The following is a 26326-nucleotide window of genomic DNA, read 5'->3' as shown; positions in this document are numbered from 1 at the left end:
CATCATCGTTATTACAGGTAAAATGAGGTTAATATGTAATCGACAATGAGTACGCTGACTGATGAAATGACCACAGCCTGAGTTGTTGCCTGAGCAACACCTTCAGTGGTCGGGGTCGAACGGTAACCCATATATGAACAGATCATGCCGATCAGAAAACCGAACACGACTGACTTCACCAAGCCACCATAAATATCATGCATGCCAACTTTGGCGACCAACTCGGCAATGTAGGCGCCGGGATTCACACCGAGCAGCTCAACACCAACGATGTAACCGGAACCAATCCCTACCACATCAAAGATGGCGACGAGTAGCGGTACGGCGATGATTACAGCCACAATACGCGGCAATAGAATGCGCCGCTTCGGATTTACGGCCATCATTTCCAACGCATCGGTTTGCTCGGTTACACGCATAATACCAATTTCAGCGGTAATACTGGAACCTGCCCGCCCGATAATCATAAAAGCCCCAAGCACAGGCCCGAGCTCCCTGATAATCGACATGCCTACACCTGCTCCAAGCAGTGATTCTGAACCAAATTTGGCCAGGGTGTAATAACCCTGCAGCGCCAATACCATGCCGGTGAAAGCGCCCGTAACCACAATAATGGCTAAGGAGCCAACGCCCAAAGCATAAAGCTGTAATACAAAATGTTTGCCTTGCCATGGCTTGGAAAAAATAAGGCCTAAGGCGTGAAAACCAAGCATGGTCGCATCACCAAGCTTCTCCATACCAGAGAGTGTGGAGCGCCCGAGACGGCCAAAAAACACGGCTAATGCTGATTGTTGCACAAAAGTCACATCACTCATGATTCTAATCTCACTGTACCCGGTTTGTGGGTGAGGTCATCGACATAGGAGGTTGTACTGCGTGAAAAAGGAATCGGTCCATCCGGCCGACCTTCCAAAAATTGTTGCACACGCTCATCATCGCTGTGTCTGATTTCATCGGGGGTTCCTTCAGCAATAATACGGCCCTGCCACAACAGAATAACATTATCCCCCATAGACAGGCCTGCACCAACATCATGGGTAACAACAATCGATGTCATGCGGTTCTTGGTTGATGTCTCCCGAATCAAAGTACTGATTACACCTGCGGATATAGGATCCAGACCGGATGTCGGTTCGTCAAAAAAGACGATTTTCGGATCCATCGCCATGGCACGCGCAAAGGCAACACGCTTAGCCATCCCACCGGATAATTCGGAAGGCATGAGATGTTCAAAGCCACGTAACCCGACCTGTTCAAGTTTCATGGATACCATCGTGCGAATAACCTCTTCATCCAGATCCGTATGCTCATGCAGCGGAAAAGCCACATTGTCATAGACATTTAAGGAGTTCAGCAGGGCAGAGTACTGGAATAGCATCCCCATGCTTTCGCGCAGTTCATACAGACGATTATCAGTCATCGTACAGAGGTCTTCATCACCATACCAGATATGACCTGCAGTTGGTTTCTCTAATCCGGCCAACAGCCTGAGCAGGGTGGTTTTACCTGAACCTGAACCACCCATAATAACTGTAATAGCAGCATCACGCACATGTATATCTGTGGAAGATACTGCCGTAGTGGTACCATATACTTTACTAAGTTTATCACCGCGAATCATGCCGAAAGCATAGCACAGCAAAACCGCTTTGCACTAGCATCCACCAAATACGTTAGGACTATGGTATATAAATACGGGACTGCAATTGTTGCCAGAGGCGTTCGCCAACAGGGCCCATGGGTTCATTAGCCCTTCTGAACAGATAGATATCGATCTTTAACGGATCGAGTTCTTTACCACAGAGCGGCAGTAGACTGCCATCAAGCAACTCTTCTGCGACGCGGTGTTTAGGCATACGCCCCCAGCCTGCACCGGATTGAATCATGCGTTTCTTCATGTCAAAATCGTTGACCAGCCACTGGTTTGCGCCCTCGAGAATACCTGCTGAGCGTCTGGGTTGATTGCGACTGGTATCGCGTACCACCACTTGAACATACTGCTCCAGATCTGATACGGTGATAGCCGGATAATGAGTTGCCAGAGGAAAGTCAGGGGAGATTACTGCGATCATCTCTGTAGAAGTGAGACGCACCTCTTCGGTGTACGGTACTGGCATGAATCGCTCAGCAATGGCGAAATCGACATCTTTTTCTAACAAGCGTTCAATCGTGCCACCCATATTTTCAACCTGCAAACTCATGCGCGTGGCTGGCGCTGTTTCAGAAATTTGTTTGATGACCTCCAACACCTCTTCTACCGGAGCAATCGCCCCAAGAGCGATAGAGACTTCAGTTTCGGCACCTTTTGCAAAGTGTTTCGCAATACTGCTCATCTCATCCGAACGGGAGAGAATACTTTTGGCTTTGCCGTAAAGCACCTGCCCTTCTGGCGTTAAGATAGGGCGATAAGAGCTGCGATCAAACAGAGAGATCTCCAATTCCTGTTCCAGGTTCTTTACCGCAATACTGATCGCCGACTGGCTGCGAAACAGGGCAACGGAGGCGGCGTGAAAGCCTCCTTGTTCGACCACAGCGCACAGAGCACGCAACTGTTCCAACGTCATCATGAAAAACTATACGATTCGATTTGTTAATCAAGTCTATTGGTTTATTATACTTTTCTTCAATCATTCCACGCATCATAGTTCCACCACCCAAAAAGAAGGGCACAAAGAGGAGGCTACAGAGCGTGTTACGCAATACATCAACATCATACGGCCTTATTGCCATCATTATGCACTGGCTGATGGCGCTGATCATCTTCGGCATGTTCGGCCTTGGCTTGTGGATGGTGGAGCTCAACTATTACGACAGCTGGTATCACGATGCCCCCTACATCCATAAAGGCATCGGCATGTTACTGCTATTTGCTTTGATCTTTCGATGGGTCTGGAGGTTAAGCAATACACGTCCCAACCTGATGGGAGAAGCCTGGGAACAATGCATTGCTCTACTCGTTCACCGTAGTCACTACCTGTTGTTGTTTGGCATCACCATAACAGGCTATTTGATCCCTACCGCAGAAGGCGTCGGCATTGATCTGTTCGGCCTGTTCACTGTGCCGGCTAGTTTTTCATTCACCAAAGAAGAGGCTGATCTGATCGGTCTGATTCATCTCTATATCGCATGGGCAGTCATAGCACTGGCGGTCGCACATGCGGGAGCAGCACTGAAACACCATTTTATTGATAAAGATACTACGTTAATGCGTATGTTAGGAAAAAAATAAAAAACCAAGGAGATACAACCATGAAACTTAAACAACTTTTACTATCGCTAATACTGGCACTGGGCTTTACCGTAACAGCACAAGCCGCAGAAAACTATACATTTGACATCAAAGGCCAGCACGCCTTTATTCAGTTCAAAGTAAAACACCTGGGTTACAGCTGGTTGATCGGTAACTTCAACACATTTACCGGCTCTTACACCTATGATGAAGCACACCCTGCAAACAGCAGCGTAAGCACAGAAATTGATGTAGCCAGTATCGATTCCAACCATGCCGAACGTGATAAACATTTAAGAAGTGCTGATTTTTTTGATGTTGCCAACTATCCAAAGGCAAGCTTCACCAGTACGAGCTTTGAAGATAAGGGCGATGGCACTGCTGTACTGAAGGGAAAATTCACCCTGCGCGGTGTAACTAAGGCAATATCATTTGATGTGAAACAGGTTGGTGCCGGTAAAGATCCATGGGGCGGATTCCGTCGCGGTTTTGAAGGTTCGACCACTCTGCACCTCTCCGACTATAATATGAAAAAAGCTGCAATGCTCGGTCCGGTTGCTAACAACGTCGAACTCTTCTTCTCAATTGAGGGTGTTCGCCAATAGCAAACACTGGCCTTGCCAGCACGCGATAATCTAAACAGAAAGAAACTGGCCGGGGCCTCCTCCTCTCGCCCCGGCCTTATTCATGATGCACAAATGATAAATAAAAGGAGTTAGATATGAGTGAAGCAACAATTGCAGCAAAAGAACCCGCCGTGCTTGAACTTGAAGCTGGTACATATTACTGGTGTAGCTGTGGTAAATCAGCCAATCAGCCCTTTTGTGATGGCTCACATAAAGGCACGACGTTTACCCCCGAGGTGATTGAAATCACTGAGAAAAAAACAGTTGCACTATGTCAGTGTAAGCAGACGAAAAACCCACCCTTCTGCGACGGATCACATAACAACCTGTAACAACGCTTTCACCGCAAAGAACGCAAAGATTCGCAAAGGAAAAGCAAATTATATATAGCGTGCTGAATACATTCATAACATACGACGGCATGGAATATAAAGCGAGCACACAATGTATTGCCCCTTGTTTCGCTTATCCATTGTGCACTTTTGCAGTTAAAATTTAAGTCGAACCAGCAAACAAAACATGATCTGGAGCGGATACTCCCATTTCTTAAGTATTTCCTTTGCGTCCTTTGCGGTTCAAAAATATCAAGGAGTTCATATGGCACAACAACGGATAAATGTGCAGGCGCCGATTGAACGGTTGTTTGCCAAGCGCTGGAGCACGCGTGCCTTTGATGCAGCGAAGCCGGTTTCAGCCGAACAGGTGGCCAGCTGCCTGGAAGCCGCTCGCTGGGCGCCCTCCTGCTTTGGAGCAGAGCCCTGGCAATATCTTGTCGTTGACCGTTTCTATGATGCTGCCAGCTGGCAGTTGGTGCTGGACGCACTGGCGCCGAAGAATCAGTTATGGGCAGCACATGCCCCTGTGCTGATCGTGACTACAACAGATCCGATATTTCCCCATAATGGTAAGACCAACCGATGGGCAGAATATGATGCAGGTCAGGCCACCCAATGCCTTTGCTTACAGGCAGAGTCACTGGGGCTTGCCAGCCATCAGATGGGTGGCTTTGATTCTGCTGCCCTGAGTAGCGCACTCGCGATTCCTGAAAATTTACAGATCATGAGCGTCACAGCCTTGGGCTATGTTGCAGATCTCGCAACAATCGATGCAGATTTCCAGCCCATGGAAGCCGCCTCCAGAACGCGTAAGCCCCTGTCAGAAATCGTTCATAACGGCCGTTGGGGAACGACATATAGCCCACCGGCAGCAGCCGGCTGGGAAGCCCGTTATCAGGAAACATCAGCCGAACAACTACCATGGTTTTATCCTGAACTGGATGCTGACTTTGCCCGAACACTGACAGATCGCAGCCTGAACAGAGGCACCGCTCTCGATCTAGGTTGCGGCCCGGGCACACAGGCGGTTGCACTGGCAAAGATGGGATTCAGCGTCACCGCCAGCGATGTCTCGAGCTCGGCCGTAGCATCTGCACGGGTGCTGGCCGAACAGGAACAAGTCGATATCCATTGTACGGTCGATAATGTGTTGGATAGCCAGCTCCACGGCTCCTTTGATCTGATTATTGATCGCGGTGTCTTCCACTGCTTCCCGAATCCGAATGACCAACAAGCTTATCTGAACAGTATGGCACAACTATTAGCACCGGACGGCCTATTGCTACTCAAATGTTTTCACAAGGATGAAACCAGCGAGATGGGGCCTCCCTGCCGATATAACGAAGCGGATATACACCGTTTTTTTGCCAATGGTTTTGAACTGATCGAGTCACGCGACAGCTATTTTGGCTCACCGGACTGCGAAGAGTCCCCCAAAGCCCTGTTTTCTATTTTAAGAAAGGCTTGAACCGCAAAGGACGCCAAGGTTCGCAAAGGTAAAACAGTAGAATAAGATATAGACGGCTATCATCCTGAAATAGTAAGAGGATGTTATGTCTATCTCTTTTATAGCCTCTCCCTTGCGAACCTTTGCGTCCTCTGTAGTAAATATTTTTAAGGAGCATGTATGACAACTTTATTTTCGACCGTTCAAATGGGGTCGCTAACCCTAGGCAATCGCATGGCGATGGCGCCAATGACACGCAACCGCGCACCGGGTGGCACGCCCACTCCGCTGATGGCTGAATATTATCAACAGCGAGCCAGTGCCGGATTGATCATCACCGAAGGTGCTCAAATTTCTGAGCAGGGCGTCGGTTATCCGGCTACGCCGGGCATCTATAACGAGGAGCAGATTGCCGGCTGGAAGGCTGTAACCGATGCCGTGCATGCAAAGGGTGGCCATATCTTTGTGCAATTATGGCATTGCGGGCGTGTATCGCACCCTGATTTTCACCAGGGCGAAGCGCCTGTCGCGCCATCTGCTATCCAGCCGGAAGGTCAGGCATTTACCTATGAAGGGTTGAAAGATTTCATCACCCCCAGAGCGCTGGAACTGGAGGAAATTGACGGTATTATCGAACAGTATCGTCATGCCGCAGCCTGTGCAGTGCAGGCAGGTTTTGATGGCGTGGAAATCCATTCGGCCAATGGCTACTTGCTGGATCAGTTCCTGCGTGATGGCAGCAACAGCCGCACCGATGCTTACGGTGGGTCCATTGAAAATCGCGCCCGTTTGTTACTGGAAGTCACTACGGCCGTATGCAATGAAATCGGCGCAGACAAAGTGGGTGTCCGCATTTCACCTATCAATGCCTTCAACGATATGCAGGACTCCGATCCGCAAGCACTGTTCAACCATGTCGCCACGGCACTCTCTGCTCTCAAGCCGGCCTTTCTGCATGTGGTTGAGGTTTCGATGACAGGTGCAACAGATAGCAGTGTCGATATGCAACAGATCAAACAACATTTTGATGGCCTCTATATTGCCAACGGCGGTTACGACAAGAAACGCGGCAATACAGTCATTGCCGATGACGATGCCGACATTGTGGCCTACGGCATCCCCTATCTGGCCAATCCGGATCTACCCGAACGGTTTATGCAGGATGCAGCACTCAATGACGCCGATCAGGCTACATTTTACGGCGGCGATGAACATGGTTACACCGATTATCCGATACTGGAGACAATATAATGGGCCTGCTTGTCAATGGTACCTGGACCGATCAATGGTATGACACCAAAAGCACAGGAGGTCGATTTGAACGCAAGGCCGCACAATTCCGTAATTGGCTGACTGCTGATGGTTCAGCAGGCCCTGCAGGCAAAGCTGGCTTTAAAGCTGAACCAAATCGCTATCATCTCTATGTTTCTCTGGCCTGTCCGTGGGCTCACCGCACGCTCATTTTCCGCAAACTGAAAGGTCTGGAAGATCTGATTCCTGTGAGCATTGTTCACCCGCACATGCTGGATCAAGGCTGGCAGTTCGATCCAGCCGAGCCATTGTATGGATTTGAGCATGCGCACCAGTTGTATAGTAAGGCCGATGCGAACTACACAGGGCGGGTGACTGTGCCGATTTTGTGGGACAAGCACCAACAAACCATCGTCTCCAATGAGTCGGCCGAAATTATCCGCATGTTTAATTCTGCCTTCAACATGCTTACCGGCAACATGCATGATTATTATCCGGATGGATTGCATGATGAGATCAACAAGGTTAACGATTTTGTTTACAGTGATATCAACAACGGTGTCTATAAATGTGGATTTGCCACCGCGCAAGAACCTTATGACGAGGCGTTTGACAAGCTGTTCGCCGCACTCGATAAACTGGAGAAGAGATTGTCCGGACAGCGCTATTTAGTTGGTAATCAGATCACTGAAGCCGATTGGCGTTTGTTCACGACCTTGGTTCGTTTTGATGCCGTCTATGTCGGCCACTTCAAGTGTAACCGCAATCGCATCTGCGACATGCCAAATTTATGGGGCTATTTGCGCGACCTGTATCAGCAGCCGGGCATCGCCGGGACAGTTAATTTCGAACATATTAAGCATCACTATTACTATAGTCATGAGTCCATTAACCCGACCCGTATTGTACCAAAAGGGCCCGTACTGGATTTTGATGCTCTGCACCAGCGAGATTCACTTTAAGATTGCTGAAGGCGCACCGAATCTTTCAGAGCCCCGTATAACGCATATCAACTCAGTCTTGAAAAAGAGGTTTAGCATGAGCATAACGATTCAATCTGCAATTACAGTACCCGAAGGCGATGGCGTGAGCGTCAAGCGACTAATGCCTGTGGCAGGGTTGCGTAACTTTGATCCATTTGTGTTATGGGATCATTTTGATATTTCAGGGGGTGGTTTTCCTAATCACCCGCACCGGGGGTTCGAGGCCATCACCTATCTATTCGATGGTGGCATGAAACATACCGATACGCTTGGTAATCGGGGCACTGTTGCTGCCGGTGGAGCGCAACGCTTTACAGCCGGTCGCGGCATTGTGCATTCAGAATTTCCAGATGAGCGTGCACATGGCATTCAGCTATGGATTAATCTCCCCAAACGGTTGAAATCGATTGAACCTGATTATCAGCAACTGCAATCAGAGATGATACCCGAAAGTCGGAAAAATGGTGTTACGATCAGGGCCATTGTTGATGCAGAGAGAGCCATTCGTTTGCACTTGGACGTTGAGTATTTTGATATAATCATGGATGCAGAATCTTCATATACGCGCAAGCTGGTCGCCGGACACCGTGGTTTTATCTATGTTGTGCATGGCAGTGCAGAGATCAATGGGAAACGTGTTGCCAGTGGTGATGCTGCCTTTATCGAAGATGTTGCACAGGTGGAATTGCAATCTTCCAGGAGTGCCCGCTTGATGTGGTGTTTCGGCCAGCCTCATCATGAAACAATCTATCAGCGCGGCCCATATGTGGATTAACAGTCGCACACGCTCCAACGCATAAATTCACGTGATTCAATGCGTTTCGGTTGATTGAAGAAGCTTTCGGTATCCGACTGTTCGATAAGTTTTCCATCACACATAAACAGGATGTGATTGCTGATACGCCGAGCCTGATCAAGGTCATGGCTGACCCATAGCAACGGCATGGATCTGCCCAGTTCCATCATTGATCGTTCAATAATATCTCGCGAACGGGGATCAAGGGCGGATGTCGGTTCATCAAGCATCAACATGTCGGGCTTGAGGATCAATGCTCTGGCCAGGCATAGGCGCTGCTGTTGGCCAACAGACAGATGCTCAGCAGGCTCTCCCAATCGATGCTCAACCTCTTGCCAGAGTGCCGCCTGTTGAAGTGCTTTGTAAATCTCTTCATCGGCAATAGCGCGGCGCTGCTGGCGCGATAAACCGAAGATGACATTGTCCCGTATTGAGCAGGGAAAAACAGCTGGTTTTTGGCCAATAAGGCCGATTTGACGTCTGAGCAGGTCGGTATCCCGGTTGCGAATGGATTGGCCGGCCCAGGTAATATCGCCCTGCCACTGTTCATACAGGCGGTTCAAGCAGCGCAAAAGGGTACTTTTCCCTGCTCCGGAAGGCCCGATAAGTGCAATAATGCCGGTGGCGGGCAGTGTTGTACTGAGCTTGGAGAGAATTGCCCTGCCTTCAAGCTGCAAGGAGAGGTGATCAATGCAGAGTCTGCTTGCCTCTACCTCCATCGTATTCACTGGTTTCACTACCGTTTCTATTCTGTTTAATTGTTGAGGCATGGCTATGATATCCTGTGGTGTTGATCGATTCGTCGTAAAAAAAGTGCTGTCAGGCTGAACAACAAGACCAGCGCAATAAGCAGCGTAGCTGCCCCCCAGGCAATGCTGACGACGTGTGCATTGCCGCCTTCCTGGGCCAGGTAGAAGATGTGTGTTTGCAGAGTAGTGACAGGTTCAAATATGGAGCTCGGCCACAACACGCCCGAAAAAACTGTGGCTGTGAATAAGATTGGTGCGGTTTCGGATAGTGCGCGAGCCATGCCGAGCAGTTGGCCTGTGAGCATGGTAGGCCATGCCAGCGGAGCCCATACCCGGCAGATCAATTGCATATCATTCAAACCAAGCGAGCGGGCTGATTCCGTCTGCTCAACTGAAATTGCTTTGAGAGCATGCAAGGCATTGAGCACCAACAACGGCAAAATAATCATTGCTAAGATAATCATCCCTGCCAAAAGCGAAATCCCCAAATGCAGCAGATGAACGAAGACAAACAAACCAAACAGACCATAGACAATAGGAGGGATAGACTGAAGCAGATGCAATAGGGTGAAGATCGTTCGTTGTGTGTTGTCATTGGCATAGAGATTAAAAAACAGGGCCAGGCCCAGTGCTGCGGGAGCCGCAAGCACGTTGGCTCCGAGCATCAATAGCAATGATCCCCATATTTGACCAAACATACCATGCTCAAGCCCGAATCCAGTCACACCTTCACCACTGAGTGTTTGCCAATTGAGAGCCGGTAGCCCTTGCCATAAAATATAAACAAGGCTAATAGTAGGTAGAACCAGTGCAGGCAAAGAAATCAGGATAAGCAATCCTTTTACCCTGTATTGTCTCAAGGCTTTCCAAAACATCATGCTTTAACGACTCTGGTATGGGCAAACAAGGAAATGCTCAGCCCGATCAGTGCCAGTAACAGACCACAAGCCATCAGTGCGGAGAAATGGATAGAGCCAAATGCAGCCTCTCCGATTTCACGGCCAATGCGCGAGGTTAAGGTCTGGGCAGGTTGCAGGACATTCATGATCGGTTCCGGCATGCGATCAAGTGAACCAACCACCAGCATTACAGCCATCGTTTCTCCAAGTGCCCTCCCCATTGCCAACAGAATGCCGCCCCGAATGGCTGGCCAGGCTTGTGGCAACAGGACGCGAAATAGCAGTGCTTCCCAACTCAGTCCGAGACTCATCCCTGCTTCGCGCTGAGTGCTCGACACCAGCTTTAAAGCATCCATGCTCATCAAGGTAATCAGAGGTAAAATCATTAACGCCAGAATCAAGCCAGCAGCCAGCAGGCTATGCCCACTCAACAGATCAAATGACGCCTGAAGTAGAGGAAGCAGTAACCACAGCCCAATCAAACCGTAAACAATCGAAGGGATAGCAGCCAACACTTCCATACCCATACGCGTAGCCGATGCCAGTGAAGAAGAGACCAATTCTGTAGTGACAATGGCGGTGGCAACACCGCATGGAATAGCGATAAACAGCGCAATCAAGATTGCCCATGTTGAACCGATGATGGCAGGTAACATGCCAAATAGCATTTCATAGGGAAACCATTCCGTGCCCGTTAACACCATGATGCCGGCAGATGCCCAGAACGGCGCTGATGCCTGCACCAGAAAGAACGGCACAGCCAGTACAAGCAAGGCTATGAAGCTTGTTATCAGGTACAGCCCCGGTTTAAGTAGAATCATACTATGATGCCATTAATGCACAGGCAGATAACCGACCTTTTTAACAATGCCCTGCCCTTTTTCAGAGAGTAAGAACTGCACAAATGCGCGGGCGGCCGGAGATGCATCTTTGGCAATGAGAATATGCAAGCCACGGCTAATCGGATAGTGGCCGTTACGAATCTGCTCAAGCGTTGGACTGATCGCCACACCATCCATATCAATCGCAATCCCACGTACCCGATCATTTAGCCATGCATTGGATAGCATGCCGATCGCCTGGTGACTGCGTGCGACAATCGCCTGTTCTTCATTATTCGAGCCCGAAATTAACGATGCGCCCGGCGCGCGAGCATGGGCATTGCCGAGCACAGCCTCGGCAAAGACATGCCTGGTGCCACGACTGGCTTCTTTATCGATAGCGAGAATCTGTGCATCCGGCCCGCCCAACTGTTTCCAGTTTGTGATCTGACCACGATAAATGCGTGCAATCTGAGCCAGGGACAGATGTGTCACACCACCAAGATAGACTTCTTTAGATACCACAACAGCAACCGCATCACGGGCAATGACGATATTATCCACCCACTCATTCAGTTTAGCCTGCTCTTCAGGGCTAGTGTTGCGAGAAGCCATGCCGATCTGTGCGGTATGTTGAATCATGGCAGCGATTCCAACGCCGGAGCCACCGCCTGAAACCGTGATCGAAATATCTGGATAGGCCTTGTGAAAGGCTGTTGCTGCCTCTGATACGACTGGCATGACCGTCGTTGAACCCATGGCATGCAGTGTTTCATGCGCATAGACCGGAGTGATCGAAATAACAGCGGTTATAGCGCAGGCAATAATGGATAGGATATTCTTATGTTTCATATGAGCGGCTCTCCTGATATATCTGGCTAAGTCGCTGCATTGATCAAAACATTACAAAACCAACATGACAAAGCGCGCGTATATGAATAAAGAGGCAATGCGCTCACTTTAAAAACGCATCCGGATTATCGATTGTGGTATGTCGATTAGGACTCCCGAGATTCATGGAACCCTAATCTCTTACAACATCCGTTTCGCATGCATACAAGAGATGGTTAGAGTCGCCGAAAGCGTACTGGGAGAATGCATGATTCAAAAACTGAAACAGATGTGGAAAAAAGCAGCAGAGAGCCCACAAGAAGAGCGGAAACACGATGTAACGCTGGCGGTCGCAGCCCTGATGGTGGAAATCATGCGTATGGATGAAAAACTGCAGGATGCTGAGCGCAGTGAAATCATCAAACATCTGGAGAAGCGTTTTGCCTTGAGCCATGCAGAGATTCATGTCTTGATTGAACAGGCATCACAACAGGTCGAAGATGCTCTGGATATGCACCAGTTTACATCCGTCGTGGTAAAGGGTTTTAACACCGCTGAACGCATTGATATTCTGGCAGAATTGTGGGCTGTAGCGTTGGCCGATGGTCATATTGACCCCTATGAAGAGCAGCTGATTCGCCGTGTAGCTGACCTGCTAGGTCTGCATCATTCACAATTCATCCAGGCAAAAATTGCAGCAGGTATTACATGAAGACTTCTTTGATCAAACAAACATTCGACATCCGATAAACTCCTGGAGCGTTGGCATTACAGCGATTCATCCGTAATGCTTACGCCTTGGTCAGGCCCAGTCTTATAGCTGCTAGAGTAGCTTCCGAGCGAGAGGAGACTTCCAGCTTGCGGTAACAGGATTTCAAATATTCGCGGGCCGTATGTTGGCTGATATCCAGCAGCCCAGCAGCTTCAGCTGTAGTGTAACCTTTGGATACAATACGCAGGACATCTTCTTCACGCTTGCTTAAAGGAATCTCAGGTTTGTTTTGTCCCTGGTGATGGAAGAATTGTAACAGTTTTCGGGCGATGGCAGGGGATACCGGAGGGTCACCGGATACAGCTCGTTCCAGCATGGCAGCGATCTCTTCAGTCGGATGATCTTTGAGAATGTAGCCTTGAATTCCAAAGCGGAGGGCCGGGAAGAGATATTCATCTTCATCATGAATGGTGGAGACAACGGTAATCATATCTTTGTGCCTGAGGGAAGGATCCATAAGCAGATCAAGGCCATTACCATCAGGCAAGCCCAGATCACATAGAAACAGGTTGAAGGGTGTCGATAATAGAGCCTCACGCGCCGCTGCCAGAGACGCTGTTTCATGCATTTGTGCATGTGGGAAGCTGGCTTCCACAGCTGTGCGTAGCCAAGCTCTGGCATGAGGCTGGTCATCAAGTATGAGTACCGTTTGAATCATGATAGGGGGCATTGCAGGCTCACTTTACAGCCACCTTCCGGTTGATTTTCCCAGCGAATTTCTCCGGCCAGTTTTTCTGCTCGCTGTCGCATGCTCATCAAGCCACTCCCCTTGCTTTGTGTCTGGTACAAACCACCACCATTATCGGCTATAGATAGTAACAACAGACCATCTTCGAGTGCAATGCTGATGACTATTTCTGTGGCCTGAGCATGTCGAATAACATTGGTCACCGCTTCCTTTATGATGCGACGCAGATGCAATGCCTGCCAGCCTGCGATGTTTGTATCATCCGCGATAGCACTACCCCATTTCAGCATAATATCAGCCAGCTCGGTCTGGCTGGCAATCATACCACGCAAGTCCGATAGCACATGGTCCAGCACCAGGTTTTCTTCATGGCTGGAATGAACCAGATCGCGCATATCCTGAATGGCCGAACGAGCCAGTGATTGCACCGGTGATTCGGATGATTGATAGCTCAGCTCCAGTAACTTTCCACCCAGTTCGTCGTGCAGATCGTTCATGATGCGTTGTCGTTCCAACCTGGTGGCCGCCTGTTTTTCACGAATCTGGCTTAACATATTGCGTCCCATGGTGATGTAATGCTCGGCCATCCGTACATCTACTTGGGTGAACAGGCGCTTACCTTTAGCCGGGTAACCCAGTAACAAGGAACTCTCGTCAATAAGCGCAGGCACTTGTAAATGACTGCCATTGTTCAGTAATTGCGGTAATGCGTAGGCGTGTGCTTGAGGGATGATTTCCATGGGTGAAAACATGCTTGCCAGCAAGCTACTCCAGTCTGTTTCTATCTGTAGATTTTTATCCGGTTGTGAACACATGGCAGCTAGCTGTGTATAGAATAATTCATGTTCTGGCTCCGGATGACGCATAAGCCGTTGCCACAACCACTGCCTGAGCGGAAAATAGATCAGTCCTGCAATCAGCATGGTGACAGGCAAAGCCAGCGTCTGTGGCCAGACCCATAGTGACAGGAGTAGAAAATCCAATGCAATGACCAGCATTCCACCGACTAGCCAGCTCCAGACGGCAAACCACCATTGACCGATATCGAACAGGCGATAGCGGATAATGCCCAGCGCCAATCCGAGGTGCACCAGTGCCAGCGCTCCCATCAATAAGCCCTGCGATCCCAATAGCGCATGCCCTGTCAGCATCATGGGCAGCATGGACAGGCCGGAGAACAATACGGTGCCGAAAAATACGGATAACAATAGCCAGCCGAGTGCTGCGCGAGCAACTGGATCACATGCCGATGCCCGCCATTGCCGAACCGCCAGTAGGATGGATGACAAAAACACGATGAAAAAGGGTATAAAAAACGTGATGTTCGGTGTTGATCCGAGCGCCAGCGTGTCTGCCCCCCAGATCATGGAAGCGGTAAACAGAGCAGTCATACCAATCCATTTATCACCGCGCATAGGCAACGGATAACGCCATAACAGGGCGCTCATCATACAGGCATACAGGATAGCTCCCAGATGATTGATCGATCCGAGCAGACGGAACCAATTCGCATCCATCGCCAGGCCGCGTGTGCTGTAAATGCCGGCCGACCAGGCCGCCATCGCCAGACCCAGTCCCATGATGGCCAACGGTAGTGCAGCCTGCTTCTGGCGGCTGAATGCCCATACCGCAGACCCGATGATGAGCCCGAGGTAGCCGCTGATCATCTGGAACCAGAACATGAACGGTAAATCTGTGAAGGCGCGTTGTAATACCGGTAGTGAAAGGGTTTGCCCGTCATCCAGCGTGAGCTGCAAGGAGCCTTGTTGCATGCTGTTGATCAGAAACTGTTGGCCGTCCAGAAAATCCCGTCTGGCTGCATAGTCAGGCAAGGCATCCATATCTTCGATCAGCAGTGCCGGGACAGCAGGTATATGTTGTGTACCGGTTCCGAGTGACCGGAGTGGTTCATGATCTAACTCAGATGTGTGAATCATTAAACGGTTGCCTGATGGGTCTATCTGAAATTCAGCCTGCAGAAGCGGGATTTGCATGGCGAGCCAGATTGCCGCCAGCATGCCAGCCAACCCAAGCGTCGAACAGGTGAGCAATATAGAGAGCGGAGACATACGCATAGGGCGCGTCTGGATCACAATTTTATCATACCATTGCCTTCAGGTGAGTATCCTCCCACGGTTTTAGCCATACATATTGATAGCCATATTTGATTGTAGACTAAAACCAACTGTTTTGCTCAGGAAAGGCCCCAAGGCGGCGCAGAGGCCACCTCTGGAATCTATTATCAGGCATTCCTCTGCTAATACGCTAACCCGTAAGTTCGTGAAAGTTTAATAATGCTTGAAATGCCTTAAAACCAATGAATTATAGCATACTGTTTTTTCACGAACTTCCGGGTTGTATTACTAGTTACTTCACCAGAATGCCATTTCTAAAGCCGGTTAAAATCTCATGCGTAGGGGTTTTAATGAAGTCCCCCCAGCTTCTCCTCCAATAGCTGCCAGTAGGATCGTAAACACGCGCATCAATGGAGTTGTTAGCAGATCCCTGAGGGAGAATTGAATCAGTCCATGTAATACCATCCAGACTTTCTCGTGGGCTGCTATTGGCAATAGTGCTGCCGAAAGCCATGAATTTGCCATTGCTCCCTTTCAGAATATTACGGGCATGACCTCGCAACGTGCTGCCCAGCGTTAATGGTTTTCCATTCGGGAAGGTTGTAATTTGAGTCCAGGCCAACCCATCCAGACTCTGTAATACATTTTCAGTGACTGTGGTGATGTTGGTAATCGGATCAGTCACGCTGTAATTCGCGATAGCCAGAAATTTGACTCCATTAAAAGCGACACCGGTAAATTCAAAATTGGCACTATTGAGGATATTAGCCAATGAGGATGAAACCCATGTCACGCCATCCAGTGTTGTGGTGATACCATAGTTACCTACCGATACGAGGCGTGTTCCATTGTCAGCAAAGCCAGATGTCACAATGACTCCAGCACCACCAATTAAAGGAGCCCCAGCACTCGGGTCTACTGTTCCATATGTGTTGACTGCGGTACGCGTTCTTAAGCGAAATGAATTGTTCCAGAATAAAGTCCCGTTAAAAAATGTACTGACGTCAGGGGTCGGTAAAGCATTGCTTGTGCCGGGTTTTTTCTCGATGACCCATGTTTGTCCATCCACACTGGTCAGGATCATACCCGTGTCGCCTAAGGCAACGTATTGTGTGCCTGTCCATTGCACCTGACCTATTTCCCCGGTAACTGGTGTAGCGGGGCTCCAAATTGCAAATTTAAAGGTTGGTAATACTGGTCTGGTCCATGTGATGCCATCAATGGAGTAAAGAATATCTGTTTCTGTGCCAACTGCGACATAGGACGTACCGTTGGTAGCGATACTGGTCAATAGTCCGGGCGTGGCATCACCAGAGCGACGGGTCCATGAGTTACGATTTACAGCATTCTGTGATGGTACACTGGCTCCGGTTTGTTCTGCAATCATGCCGCCATCACCGACTACCAACAGGGTATTGGCGGAGGTTACTATAGCATCATTGACCTTTGTTAAGGCTCTCTGATTCGTGCTGTGCCAATCGCCTTCTATCCAATTATTGGTTGCATCCAGCAAGTAAAAGCCAGCATTGTTGTTATAGGAAGTAACCTGAGTGAAGTCATTACCGCCATACATGATAGCGGTGCCATTGAAATAGATCATCTCCGGATGATAGACGACATTAAAGGCGGGAATTGCGGAATTGGTGACAACCGGTGTCCACGTCAGTCCGTCAGTACTGGTGGATAGCTCCGTTTTACTCACATATATTGCAAACTGACTACCTGTCCAAACCAATTTTTTAGCAAATCCATACCCTGTATAATTGAAAACAGGGGTCGTTGCCGGCTTTTGCCATGTTATCCCCGAATCCGTTGAAGTATAAAGACCATCACGGCCCAGAGCGACAATGGTGTTTGTGCCATTGCTAACAAGCTGAAGGATCAAACCCGGGTTGACCGGTGAGTTTAAGAGGCTTGCAGCCCAATTAAGGCCATCCGTACTTTTATATATTAAGCTTCCATCAGTCGCAAAATAATTCCCATTGATAAAAACAGGGCTATGAATTCCGACGTTACTGTAAGCTCGGCTACGCACTGGTATAGCTGGGTCAAATGTAATATTAAATGGCACCTTCGCCCATGTGATACCATCACAACTGAGAATAGTCTCGGGGGTTGTAGATGATTTAGACGCAAATGCATAAAAAACATTACCATCCCATGATAAATTGTCGATTTTGGATCTAGTTCCTGAATCCACAACAGTCCAGTTCACACGATCAGTACTTCGAACCATCTGTCCGCTTGCGCCAGCAGCAACAAATACACCATTGCCTTCAGCAACGGCTAACAAGCTGGCACCTTGTGGAGATGGATTAGCCCATTTCCAACCATTTAATGTGGGTGGCACATTATTCGGCGTGGCCGGGCAAAAAGCACTTAACGGACTGGCTCCACCCGGAGCTGGCGCTGCATTGACGGTCACTGTTGCAGTCGCAGTGCCGGTGTTGCCCGCCGCATCCGAGGCTGAGAAGGTGACAGTGGTTGCACCGATCAGGAAGTTGGCCGGTGCATTATTGGTGATGGCTCCGACTACGGCCACATTGTCTGTAGCTGTTGCAGCACCTAGGAAGGTGGCAATTGCAGTCTGGGTAGCGGGAACGCTGGTGGCACCCTTCGCTGCCGTGACGGTGATGTTTGCTGGTGGGGTCACTGTTGGCGGCGTGGCATCCACAAGCGGAGCCGCATTAACTGTGATGGTTGCAGTAGCCGTACCGGTATTGCGTGCCGCATCCGAGACGGAAAAAGTTACAGTGGTTACACCGACAGGAAAGTTGGCAGGTGCATTATTGGTGATGGTCCCGACTACGGCCACGTTATCTGTAGCTGTTGCAGCACCAAGGAAGGTGGCAATGGCAGCCTGAGTAGCAGGTACGCTGGTTGCTCCCTGCGCTGCCGTAACCGTGATATTTGCTGGTGGGGTTACGACTGGAGGAGTGACATCAGCCGGAGCGCCACCACCTGCCGTCGTAATCGTAAAGTTGGCCGTGCTTACTGATGGTCCATTGGGAATATGTTGAATAGTGATGGGGCCGGATTGTGCGCCTGCCGGAACATTGACGACAAATTGGGTGGCAGTATGGCTGACAATATTGGCACCAGTAGCCTGGATATTGCCGCCAAAAGTAACGGCGGTTGCAGGAAAGGTGGCTGAAATAAAGTTTGTTCCATTAATGGTTACCGTGCTGCCTACTGCACCGCTGGCGGGCGTCAGTGAAGTGATGGTCGGATTAGTCGGGACTACATTGACGGTCACAGTAACGGTGGCCGTTGCTGTACCTGTATTGCCTGCAGCATCCGCGGCTGAAAATGTGACTGTTGTAGTACCTGCAGGAAAGGTCGCCGGTGCATTATGCGTAATCGGACCAACGACTGCGGTATTATCGGTTGCCGTGGCTGCAGTCAGAAATGCCGCAATTGTTGCTTGTGTGGCCGCTACGGTGGTTGCTCCCTTCGCGGCTGCGACCGTGATATTCGCAGGAACCGTGACAACAGGTGGTATGGTTTCAGCTACAACAGGGGCACCGATATTGATGCCTGCCGTATTGATACGCTTATTAAAACTCAATGGTGCGGCATTGATGCTGGTTGTGAAAGTGCCTGCCTGCTGATTGATCGTAAGACGTAGTGTGTCGAGGAATCCATCTACACCGGTGCTGTTGGCTGTGAAGGGGGTTGTCATGAAGTCGTAGCTGGCCGGGTTCACACCGGCAGCGCGTAACTGATTGGCAAAGTTGGCATTGACTGTTTTCTGTGCGCTGGCGATAGCTGCAGCGGTGATGCCTGTGCCATTCCATGTGGCATATAACGCTCCGAGATCCGCTTTATTGTTGCCCAGAAACAGAGCCAGACTGGTCAGCGGTGTGATATTGATGGTTTGCGTGACGCTGGATGCATAAGAATATAGCGGTGCACTGCCATTGGTCGGCACTACCTTGAGTAATAAGGGTGGAGTAAGGCCGGTTGCGTTCAGGGTGAAACTACCGTTGACCTGCGTTCCAATCTGCTGCACGACGCCATTGGCATCTTTTACGAAGACGAGACCGGCAATAGGTTTACCGGTTGCGGCTGTACCCGAGAGTCCGCCGCCTGCTGTGGCGCCACCTCCGCCTCCTCCACCACAGGCCATCAAGCCTGCAACAAGCATCAGCACAATCATCTGTTTGAGTTTGATATATATCATAAATATCCCCCGGATACGATTTCACAGGAACAGACGCTTATCTGTAAAAAGTATCAGGGGCGAATGTATAACCGGACATTCTTGCCACAACCCCCTGATCGGGGGGATGGAGAGGGAGGGGACTTGGATTAACCTGAGTGTGTAGCACAACAAAAGGCCTAGCCAAGCAGCTTGTACGAAAGGTGTTCTGGATACTAAGATAACAGTGAGATTTCGTTCACTTGATAGCATCCTGCGATTATTTTTCGCTAATTTATAGTGAGCGTAAATGGATCCAAGGTAAAAACCAATGCCGGTAACTACAATGCATTCAGCTGGTTAACAGTGACGAATAAAAATGATGTTTATTCAGGATAAGGTTGCCGCCAGAGTGGTGAAACTATCTGATCAATGCTGTGCGTTGAGTTTAATCTGGATTGAACTGATTTCCTGATCATGATCTGCTTTGGCAGGCCAGAGCGGAAAAATGCGATTTTCATCAATCTTGCGATGCACCATATAGCGTTTGATCAAATGTTGCGTATGCAGTATTCGAGCAAGCATTTCATCATCGAGCCTCTCTCCAGACCAACGTGGAATCAAATCAATACTCATCTCCGGTTTTGTACGCAGATAACGTACAACTTTAATTAAACGGCTACGCTCATTCAGAGACAGCACGCCATTCTTATTATGTAAACGCGTTTGCGTATTTAAACCTATTGCAGCAGGAAGAGAGGGCTTTGTCGGCTTCTGAGGAACAACATGCTGGTGCAATGGTTCCTGTGAAGAATGCTGCTGTTGTGAGGCATCATATAATGTGCTCAAAAAGGATTGCTCGATCATAGTAAAGTTAAGTGGCTGCTGCTGCCAGGAACCAGCGATGCTATTCTCCAGCTTTATCATTTCACGCTCACCTCCTAAACGCTGAATCAGATCATGCGTATTATAACCGGTGCGAACGAGCATAGGATCGGTCTGGTCATTGCCTGTCTCTGATAATGCTCGCTGCAACTGAACCATCCACCTGCTTTGATAACTGTCAGGCTCACTGGCCTCAATAATATCTAGCTGTAAATCCAGATGACCACGAAGAAGCCGCGGCATGCCTGATGCCAACATCCATGAATGCAAAAAGAACGGTGATGCATGGTGCAGTGAGGCTGAGCCCATAAACTGCTGTGTTTGAGTTAATGCGCTCCACTGACCGCTTAATTCAAACAGCCCCCCTCCTACTTCTGCCTTGGCTTTAACCTTTGCACGGCTGTTTATAGCCATATTATCGAGCTGAATATCAAAATGTTCAGCCCAGCGGGACTCTTTTTGACCCACACTAAGCGTACCATCTTGCAGTCGAAGTTGATCAATCCGGATACCTTTATTGCGTAAGGCAGCGGCCCACCAAGCCCTCTGCACTGGTGCGATGACCTGCTCCTGAGGAACCGGTTGTAATGGTTCCAGTGCTGCGAGATATAACCACTGTTCAACATTGATTTTATCAATGTGCTGCATATCAAGGTTCATACCGACGGGACCGAATGTGGTGCTAATATGATCGGCCATCCAGACATCACCGGCATGCGACACCTGCACATCTGTGGCACTGGCTTTTCCTTGCATGCGCCATATGCCTTGCTGCACGGATACATTGCTTCGCATATCCATCTTACCCGCTAAAGTGACTGGACTATTATCATCAATGCGTAGAGGCAATAAAGGACGCATGCTGGTGATAGGAATATCTCTGGCATGCACCGTCAATTCAGCATCAGTAGCGTGCATCGCTTCATTCTTTCTCACATTGCCACGCAGTCGCCACTTTGGATCAGGTGAACTGTCTTGCTTGTCAGTAGCAAGATCAAAGCTCAGCTCATGTTGTTTTGGCCATGCGCCTTGCCCGGTGAGGGATTGCAGTGTTATATCACCATCAGGCAGCTTAATATCCATGGTCATATTGTGTACCTGGATGTCATCAATGCTGATATTCCAACCATCAGACAACGTAGCTGTTTGAGGAGTCCGCTGAGCTGCGGCTGTTGGATCCCTTTCTGTGTTGAGCGTCATCTTCCCATCGTTCAACGCCATGCGGGATACGTGTAAATATTGTTGCTTTGTATCAACATGAAAACTGTCGTAATCGATGCCATTCCAGGACCATGCAGTAGAATGATTATATTTGTCATCCCCCTGCACTGGTTGAGCAAACACAATATCGCGTATAGCTCCTTTGGAACCGTTGATGACCCATCCCCCGGGCGCTCCCTGCCAATGCGTAGAACCATCAATGTGGCCAGCAATAAACTGGCGCTCTCCAAGACCCGGCATGAGCGATGACCATGCGGCAAGAGGCCATGCGCTTGCATCGATATCGATGCTCCATGCATCTGCCTGTTGTGCTGCTGAAAAGCGTAAGTGATGTAAGGGCTGCTTGTTGCCGGGCTCTGCGGAGTTGTTTGAAACCATATTGGCGAAACTCAGATGAGTTTCACCCTGAATATTAAGAGGATATTGCGGCCCGGCCCCTGACTGGTGCCAAGTAAGTTCGCCATCAAGCTGCCCACCCATCGGCTGTAACGCCAATGCATCCGTCAATTGTTGCGTATTTACACGCTTCCAGCTGAATAGCCCATCCGATTCATTGCTGACGCGATCGGTATGCAACTGCCACTGTAATAAACCATGCTGCAGACTGGCTGATGCAATGATCATTCGTGTTTGCGACTGCAAGTGCTGCAAGATGAAGATATTTTCCAGTACCAAAGGGGTGCTATCATGCTGCTGAAGATGCAGTGCAAGATGGCCGTTTCGGACTTGCAGTGAAGAAGCAGCTTGCCATATCTGCATCAGTGACTGATTTAATTGCCATGCATGGGTCACTTGATTCTGATGAAGTTCCGCTTCAATACCTGATATTTCCACCTGCCCTATCTGTGGCTTGGTACTGTTCAATGATTCAGGGCTCGTGCGTAATAAAATATGCTTGATGGTAATGGAATCGCCACCTCGCTCAGTATGAATATCTTTAAGAATTAACGCATTACGAAGCAGGTGATAACGGATATCGTGTACTTGAACATCTGCTGTCTTAGCCCAGGCCTGCACCAGCAATTCGGCGCGTTGCTGAGCATCTGTTTGAATCGATAAATGCATAGCCAGACACAACAATGTGAACACTGCAATACCAGCCAAGTACCAACGCGCACCAGCTGGAAAGGTGCCGACCGGATGATGAAAAATATGACGCGATTTCAGCTGAACACCAAAAGGAATAAGGCTGCCATCGGTTATCTTGGCCTTTGTAATTGTTGAACTACACTTTGATCTTCAAGCGTTGATATATCCGAGGTAATCTCTCGACCTGCGGCAATATCCCGCAGCAGGCGTCGCATGATTTTTCCAGAACGTGTTTTAGGCAGACTATTGGAGAAACGAATATCATCCGGCTTCGCTATAGCGCCAATCTCTTTGCTAACATGGATGCGCAGTTCAGCAGCCAAGGCTGCCGCGTCGGCATCCTCCACATTGCCTTTCGGCGTGACAAATGCACACACGGCTTCACCTTTGATATCGTGTGGGCGACCAACAACGGCAGCTTCAGCAACAGCCGAGTGTGATACCAGTGCGGATTCAATCTCCATCGTACCAAGCCTGTGACCGGAAACGTTCAATACATCATCAACCCGCCCCATGATCCACATATAGCCATCTTTATCACACCTGGCACCATCGCCGGCGAAATAATATTTACCCTCAAATTTATGCCAATACGTGTCAATATAACGCTGATCATCGCCCCAAACACCACGCAACATCGATGGCCACGGTTTTCGTATAACCAGCAAACCACCATCACCACTGACATTCTCACCGCTTTCATCGACCACAGCGACATCAATGCCGGGCAGAGGCAGTGTAGCAGATCCGGGCTTGGTCGGAGTGGCAAATGGCAAAGGCGCAATCATGTGGCCCCCCGTTTCTGTTTGCCACCATGTATCAACAATCGGGCACTTAGCTTTGCCAATGACATTGTGATACCACATCCATGCTTCCGGATTTATCGGTTCACCTACAGTTCCAAGTATGCGTAAAGCGGAAAGGTCATATTGATTCGGCCATTCGTCACCGGCTTTAATCAGAGCGCGAATAGCAGTCGGAGCAGTGTAAAAAACAGTGACATCATGATCCTCACAAATTTTCCACAAGCGACCCGGATCAGGGAATGTTGGCACCCCTTCATACATTACCGTTGTACCACCGCAGGCCAGCGGCCCGTAAATCGAGTAGGTGTGACCTGTGATCCAACCGACATCTGCGGTACACCAGAACACATCACTTTCTGGTTGAAAATCAAAGGTCCATAACATGGTGAGGCGCGCCCACAAGAGATAACCCGCCGTACTATGTAGAATGCCTTTCGGTTTGCCGGTAGAGCCTGATGTATAGAGAATAAATAGTGGATGTTCGGAATCTACAGCTAAAGGTTCGCAATGATCGGGTTCAACTTGCAGGATTTCGTGCCAGTAGATGTCACGCTTGCCAGACATATCAATATCATTGTCAGCATGGCGCACCACACATACGTGTTCAACACTTTGACAACCCTCATGGATGGCTTCATCTACATTCGGTTTAAGCGCATGCACACCCCCGCGGCGGCCACCACCATCGGCTGTAATCACCAACCGAGCTTGGGTATCTTCAATGCGATCTTTCAATGCGTGTGGAGAAAATGCACCGAATACTACCGAATGAATAGCGCCGATGCGGGTACAGGCCAGCATGGCAATAGCGGCTTCCGGAATCATTGGCATATAAATTACTACGCGGTCGCCTGTACCAATGCCGAGAGTGGTCATGGCATTGGCGGCGCGGCAAACATCAGCCAATAGGGCACGGTATGAGATCTTACGCACCTCACCAGCTTCACTCTCCCAAATAATGGCGTTGCGATCACCAAGACCTGCGGCAACATGGCGATCAAGACAGTTTTCAGACAGGTTTAATGTACCGCCTTCAAACCAGCGAAAGAATGGCGCGTTGTCTTGATTCAGGACATTAGAGAATGGTGTCTTCCAATCCAGGTGTTCTGAAGCAAGACGCTCCCACATAGCATCAGAATCATTGGCGAAGTCATCGCACAGCGCACGATACGCTTGCAAAGAAGCGATATTGCCCTTGTCCCCTTGCGGTGGTGAAAAGCAGCGATGTTCTTCGAGAATACTATCAATGTTGTCTGACATGGGTTGATCCTCCACACTCATTTCTAGCAGGCATGCCGAGCTCAAACAAGGTTCCGACACCAGAATAGTCGCAGCATTGCATGTCTGTTCTTAATTATAGTCATAGAGCGGTGTAAACAATCTACTTTAGATTATATTGAGCAAGCGTTAAGATAGCCCATGCAAAAAATATGTATTATTCACACCAGTGTCTGCTCACGCTCTGAAGCCAGTTTGATTGCTACAACGCTAATTGATCTGAAGCTGTGCGCTTGCGTACAAATGACAGGACCTGGGATTTCCACTTACAGATGGAAAGGTAAGGTAGAGCAGGCAGAAGAATATTATCTGAGCATTAAAACAAATATCAATCATAAAGACAGAGTGCTTGAATGGCTACATCAAGTGCACCCTTATGAATTGCCGGAAATAACCTGGGATCTGCGTGATTGCAGTGCGCAATATACGGAGTGGGTTGATTCAGAGGTAGGGTAAGCTCTGCTTGTATGAACCGACTAAGGTTCGCTTATATATTCTTAACTTAAATAAAATGATGGAGTGTTCATGATTGAAGTAACATTTGCAGGAGCCCTATTGGCAGGGCTGTTATCATTTTTATCGCCCTGCGTATTGCCTTTAGTGCCGGCTTATCTCTCTTATATATCCGGTGTATCAGTGAACGACCTGCGTCAGCAGGATGGGCAAACGTCATCGGTTCGACGCCGTGCAGTAGTGCAGTCTATCTGGTTTGTAGCAGGATTTAGTCTGGTCTTTATTATACTCGGAGCATCAGCATCGCTGCTAGGACAATGGATGTTGTCGCATCTTGCCGTGCTGGGGAAAGTGGCCGGTGCCGTGATTGTAGTATTCGGTTTTCACTATACCGGCATTATCCGAATCCCATTCCTGATGATGGATGCACATTTTGATACAGGTGGCATCAATGCCAAGCATGGTATGGGAGCACTGGTGTTGGGCGCAGCTTTTGCATTTGGCTGGACTCCTTGTGTCGGCCCTATTCTGGGAGCCATTCTAGCCGTGGCAGGAGCTCAGGCTGAGCTGATGCGCGGTATCGCGCTGTTAGCGACATACTCATTGGGTTTGGCCATCCCCTTTTTGTTGGCCGCATTAGCAACGGATGCATTTTTACGCTGGTCTCAGGGCTTCAAACGTCACCTGATGATTATTGAAAAATTGTCGGGCGTACTGTTAATTTTTGTAGGTTCGTTAATCTTCCTGGGCAGCTTCAGTCGCGTGGCAGCATGGTTAATCGACTGGTTTCCTTTCCTTGCCGATATTGAGGCTGCGCTCGTTCCATAAGCTCAGCCATTATCGCTCACTGATAGATAGCGGTCGTTATCACGCTTGCAACTATTGCTGTGCATCTATCTAAAATAACAGCCGACCTGGCGGCGCATGTTAATATTAAAAATAATAATAGTT

22 protein-coding genes are annotated in these 26326 nt (G+C 49.1%); 10 read left to right on the top strand and 12 right to left on the bottom strand.

The window, feature by feature from the left end; translation table 11 throughout:
- Positions 1-11 precede the first annotated feature (11 nt).
- Genes D8Y20_RS08845 through D8Y20_RS08835 form a run of 3 tightly spaced genes read right to left on the bottom strand, consistent with a single transcriptional unit; the run spans position 12 to position 2567 of the window.
- Positions 12-815 (bottom strand): ABC transporter permease, encoded by an 804-nt coding sequence (locus D8Y20_RS08845; RefSeq protein WP_121542851.1) that lies wholly within the window; start codon positions 813-815, stop codon positions 12-14.
- The gene (locus D8Y20_RS08840; RefSeq protein ID WP_121542895.1) at positions 812-1621 is read right to left on the bottom strand and encodes an ABC transporter ATP-binding protein; all 810 of its coding nucleotides are present in this window, start codon (positions 1619-1621) and stop codon (positions 812-814) included. The genes D8Y20_RS08845 and D8Y20_RS08840 overlap by 4 nt, the downstream gene beginning before the upstream one ends.
- Positions 1622-1679: 58 nt before the next feature.
- Positions 1680-2567: a LysR family transcriptional regulator gene (locus D8Y20_RS08835; RefSeq protein ID WP_236075362.1), complete on the bottom strand. Its 888-nt coding sequence runs from the start codon at positions 2565-2567 to the stop codon at positions 1680-1682.
- 122 nt (positions 2568-2689) lie between these two features.
- On the opposite strand from D8Y20_RS08835, the gene D8Y20_RS08830 reads away from it, so the two are divergent.
- The 7 genes from D8Y20_RS08830 (at position 2690) to D8Y20_RS08800 (ending at position 8646) form a co-directional block, all read left to right on the top strand.
- Positions 2690-3229 (top strand): cytochrome b, encoded by a 540-nt coding sequence (locus tag D8Y20_RS08830; RefSeq protein ID WP_121542849.1) that lies wholly within the window; start codon positions 2690-2692, stop codon positions 3227-3229.
- 20 nt (positions 3230-3249) lie between these two features.
- Positions 3250-3834, top strand: coding sequence for a YceI family protein (locus D8Y20_RS08825; protein ID WP_121542847.1), 585 nt, complete (start codon positions 3250-3252; stop codon positions 3832-3834).
- A 116-nt stretch (positions 3835-3950) separates the two neighbouring features.
- Positions 3951-4187: a CDGSH iron-sulfur domain-containing protein gene (locus D8Y20_RS08820; RefSeq protein ID WP_121542845.1), complete on the top strand. Its 237-nt coding sequence runs from the start codon at positions 3951-3953 to the stop codon at positions 4185-4187.
- A gap of 265 nt (positions 4188-4452) precedes the next feature.
- On the top strand, positions 4453-5658 hold the full coding sequence (locus tag D8Y20_RS08815; RefSeq protein ID WP_121542843.1) for a nitroreductase family protein: 1206 nt from the start codon (positions 4453-4455) through the stop codon (positions 5656-5658).
- Positions 5659-5817: 159 nt separating this feature from the next.
- Positions 5818-6888, top strand: a complete 1071-nt coding sequence (locus D8Y20_RS08810; protein WP_121542841.1) for an alkene reductase — start codon at positions 5818-5820, stop codon at positions 6886-6888.
- Positions 6888-7850: a glutathione S-transferase family protein gene (locus tag D8Y20_RS08805; RefSeq protein ID WP_121542839.1), complete on the top strand. Its 963-nt coding sequence runs from the start codon at positions 6888-6890 to the stop codon at positions 7848-7850. The genes D8Y20_RS08810 and D8Y20_RS08805 overlap by 1 nt, the downstream gene beginning before the upstream one ends.
- Before the next feature lie 76 nt (positions 7851-7926).
- The gene (locus tag D8Y20_RS08800; protein ID WP_121542837.1) at positions 7927-8646 is read left to right on the top strand and encodes a pirin family protein; all 720 of its coding nucleotides are present in this window, start codon (positions 7927-7929) and stop codon (positions 8644-8646) included.
- On the opposite strand, the gene D8Y20_RS08795 is transcribed toward D8Y20_RS08800, so the two are convergent.
- Genes D8Y20_RS08795 through D8Y20_RS08780 form a run of 4 tightly spaced genes read right to left on the bottom strand, consistent with a single transcriptional unit; the run spans position 8643 to position 11988 of the window.
- Entirely contained in the window at positions 8643-9437 is a 795-nt protein-coding gene (locus tag D8Y20_RS08795; protein WP_121542835.1) for a phosphate ABC transporter ATP-binding protein, read from the bottom strand. The genes D8Y20_RS08800 and D8Y20_RS08795 overlap by 4 nt on opposite strands.
- A 2-nt stretch (positions 9438-9439) precedes the next feature.
- Positions 9440-10294, bottom strand: a complete 855-nt coding sequence (locus D8Y20_RS08790; RefSeq protein WP_201265594.1) for a PstA family ABC transporter permease — start codon at positions 10292-10294, stop codon at positions 9440-9442.
- Complete coding sequence (gene pstC, locus D8Y20_RS08785; RefSeq protein ID WP_121542833.1) at positions 10291-11136, bottom strand: phosphate ABC transporter permease subunit PstC; 846 nt, start codon at positions 11134-11136, stop codon at positions 10291-10293. Before pstC ends, D8Y20_RS08790 begins: the two co-directional genes overlap by 4 nt.
- A 12-nt stretch (positions 11137-11148) precedes the next feature.
- Positions 11149-11988, bottom strand: coding sequence for a phosphate ABC transporter substrate-binding protein (locus D8Y20_RS08780; RefSeq protein ID WP_121542831.1), 840 nt, complete (start codon positions 11986-11988; stop codon positions 11149-11151).
- A gap of 247 nt (positions 11989-12235) precedes the next feature.
- Between D8Y20_RS08780 and D8Y20_RS08775 the strand changes: the two genes are divergently transcribed.
- Positions 12236-12679 (top strand): TerB family tellurite resistance protein, encoded by a 444-nt coding sequence (locus D8Y20_RS08775; RefSeq protein WP_121542829.1) that lies wholly within the window; start codon positions 12236-12238, stop codon positions 12677-12679.
- Positions 12680-12758: 79 nt separating this feature from the next.
- Here the strand turns inward: D8Y20_RS08775 and D8Y20_RS08770 are convergent, their stop codons facing one another.
- The 5 genes from D8Y20_RS08770 to acs form a co-directional block, all read right to left on the bottom strand.
- Positions 12759-13397, bottom strand: a complete 639-nt coding sequence (locus tag D8Y20_RS08770) for a response regulator transcription factor (protein ID WP_161957608.1) — start codon at positions 13395-13397, stop codon at positions 12759-12761.
- Positions 13394-15496, bottom strand: a complete 2103-nt coding sequence (locus D8Y20_RS08765) for an ATP-binding protein (protein WP_161957607.1) — start codon at positions 15494-15496, stop codon at positions 13394-13396. Before D8Y20_RS08765 ends, D8Y20_RS08770 begins: the two co-directional genes overlap by 4 nt.
- A gap of 298 nt (positions 15497-15794) precedes the next feature.
- Entirely contained in the window at positions 15795-19685 is a 3891-nt protein-coding gene (locus D8Y20_RS08760; RefSeq protein ID WP_121542823.1) for an S-layer family protein, read from the bottom strand.
- 387 nt (positions 19686-20072) lie between these two features.
- Positions 20073-22853: a hypothetical protein gene (locus D8Y20_RS08755; protein WP_121542821.1), complete on the bottom strand. Its 2781-nt coding sequence runs from the start codon at positions 22851-22853 to the stop codon at positions 20073-20075.
- A 95-nt stretch (positions 22854-22948) separates the two neighbouring features.
- The gene (gene acs / locus D8Y20_RS08750) at positions 22949-24904 is read right to left on the bottom strand and encodes an acetate--CoA ligase (protein ID WP_121542819.1); all 1956 of its coding nucleotides are present in this window, start codon (positions 24902-24904) and stop codon (positions 22949-22951) included.
- A 159-nt stretch (positions 24905-25063) separates the two neighbouring features.
- Between acs and cutA the strand changes: the two genes are divergently transcribed.
- Positions 25064-25378 carry a divalent-cation tolerance protein CutA gene (gene cutA, locus D8Y20_RS08745; RefSeq protein WP_121542817.1) on the top strand — a complete coding sequence of 105 codons (315 nt, stop codon included), beginning with the start codon at positions 25064-25066 and terminating at the stop codon, positions 25376-25378.
- A 69-nt stretch (positions 25379-25447) separates the two neighbouring features.
- Positions 25448-26203 (top strand): cytochrome c biogenesis CcdA family protein, encoded by a 756-nt coding sequence (locus D8Y20_RS08740; RefSeq protein WP_121542815.1) that lies wholly within the window; start codon positions 25448-25450, stop codon positions 26201-26203.
- The last annotated feature ends 123 nt before the right edge of the window (positions 26204-26326 follow it).

This window comes from Mariprofundus sp. EBB-1, from assembly GCF_003665155.1.
GTDB lineage: Bacteria > Pseudomonadota > Zetaproteobacteria > Mariprofundales > Mariprofundaceae > Mariprofundus.
This window is presented reverse-complemented; position numbering and strand designations above follow the sequence as displayed.

What these genes read in the sequence shown, in the direction of transcription:
- D8Y20_RS08845 (WP_121542851.1), bottom strand. Translation starts at nt 815, where the DNA reads ATGAGTGATGTGACTTTTGTGCAACAATCAGCATTAGCCGTGTTTTTT.
- D8Y20_RS08840 (WP_121542895.1), bottom strand. Translation starts at nt 1,621, where the DNA reads ATGATTCGCGGTGATAAACTTAGTAAAGTATATGGTACCACTACGGCA.
- D8Y20_RS08835 (WP_236075362.1), bottom strand. Translation starts at nt 2,567, where the DNA reads ATGATGACGTTGGAACAGTTGCGTGCTCTGTGCGCTGTGGTCGAACAA.
- D8Y20_RS08825 (WP_121542847.1), top strand. Translation starts at nt 3,250, where the DNA reads ATGAAACTTAAACAACTTTTACTATCGCTAATACTGGCACTGGGCTTT.
- D8Y20_RS08820 (WP_121542845.1), top strand. Translation starts at nt 3,951, where the DNA reads ATGAGTGAAGCAACAATTGCAGCAAAAGAACCCGCCGTGCTTGAACTT.
- D8Y20_RS08815 (WP_121542843.1), top strand. Translation starts at nt 4,453, where the DNA reads ATGGCACAACAACGGATAAATGTGCAGGCGCCGATTGAACGGTTGTTT.
- D8Y20_RS08810 (WP_121542841.1), top strand. Translation starts at nt 5,818, where the DNA reads ATGACAACTTTATTTTCGACCGTTCAAATGGGGTCGCTAACCCTAGGC.
- D8Y20_RS08805 (WP_121542839.1), top strand. Translation starts at nt 6,888, where the DNA reads ATGGGCCTGCTTGTCAATGGTACCTGGACCGATCAATGGTATGACACC.
- D8Y20_RS08800 (WP_121542837.1), top strand. Translation starts at nt 7,927, where the DNA reads ATGAGCATAACGATTCAATCTGCAATTACAGTACCCGAAGGCGATGGC.
- D8Y20_RS08795 (WP_121542835.1), bottom strand. Translation starts at nt 9,437, where the DNA reads ATGCCTCAACAATTAAACAGAATAGAAACGGTAGTGAAACCAGTGAAT.
- D8Y20_RS08790 (WP_201265594.1), bottom strand. Translation starts at nt 10,294, where the DNA reads ATGATGTTTTGGAAAGCCTTGAGACAATACAGGGTAAAAGGATTGCTT.
- pstC (WP_121542833.1), bottom strand. Translation starts at nt 11,136, where the DNA reads ATGATTCTACTTAAACCGGGGCTGTACCTGATAACAAGCTTCATAGCC.
- D8Y20_RS08780 (WP_121542831.1), bottom strand. Translation starts at nt 11,988, where the DNA reads ATGAAACATAAGAATATCCTATCCATTATTGCCTGCGCTATAACCGCT.
- D8Y20_RS08775 (WP_121542829.1), top strand. Translation starts at nt 12,236, where the DNA reads ATGATTCAAAAACTGAAACAGATGTGGAAAAAAGCAGCAGAGAGCCCA.
- D8Y20_RS08770 (WP_161957608.1), bottom strand. Translation starts at nt 13,397, where the DNA reads ATGATTCAAACGGTACTCATACTTGATGACCAGCCTCATGCCAGAGCT.
- D8Y20_RS08765 (WP_161957607.1), bottom strand. Translation starts at nt 15,496, where the DNA reads ATGTCTCCGCTCTCTATATTGCTCACCTGTTCGACGCTTGGGTTGGCT.
- D8Y20_RS08760 (WP_121542823.1), bottom strand. Translation starts at nt 19,685, where the DNA reads ATGATATATATCAAACTCAAACAGATGATTGTGCTGATGCTTGTTGCA.
- acs (WP_121542819.1), bottom strand. Translation starts at nt 24,904, where the DNA reads ATGTCAGACAACATTGATAGTATTCTCGAAGAACATCGCTGCTTTTCA.
- cutA (WP_121542817.1), top strand. Translation starts at nt 25,064, where the DNA reads ATGCAAAAAATATGTATTATTCACACCAGTGTCTGCTCACGCTCTGAA.
- D8Y20_RS08740 (WP_121542815.1), top strand. Translation starts at nt 25,448, where the DNA reads ATGATTGAAGTAACATTTGCAGGAGCCCTATTGGCAGGGCTGTTATCA.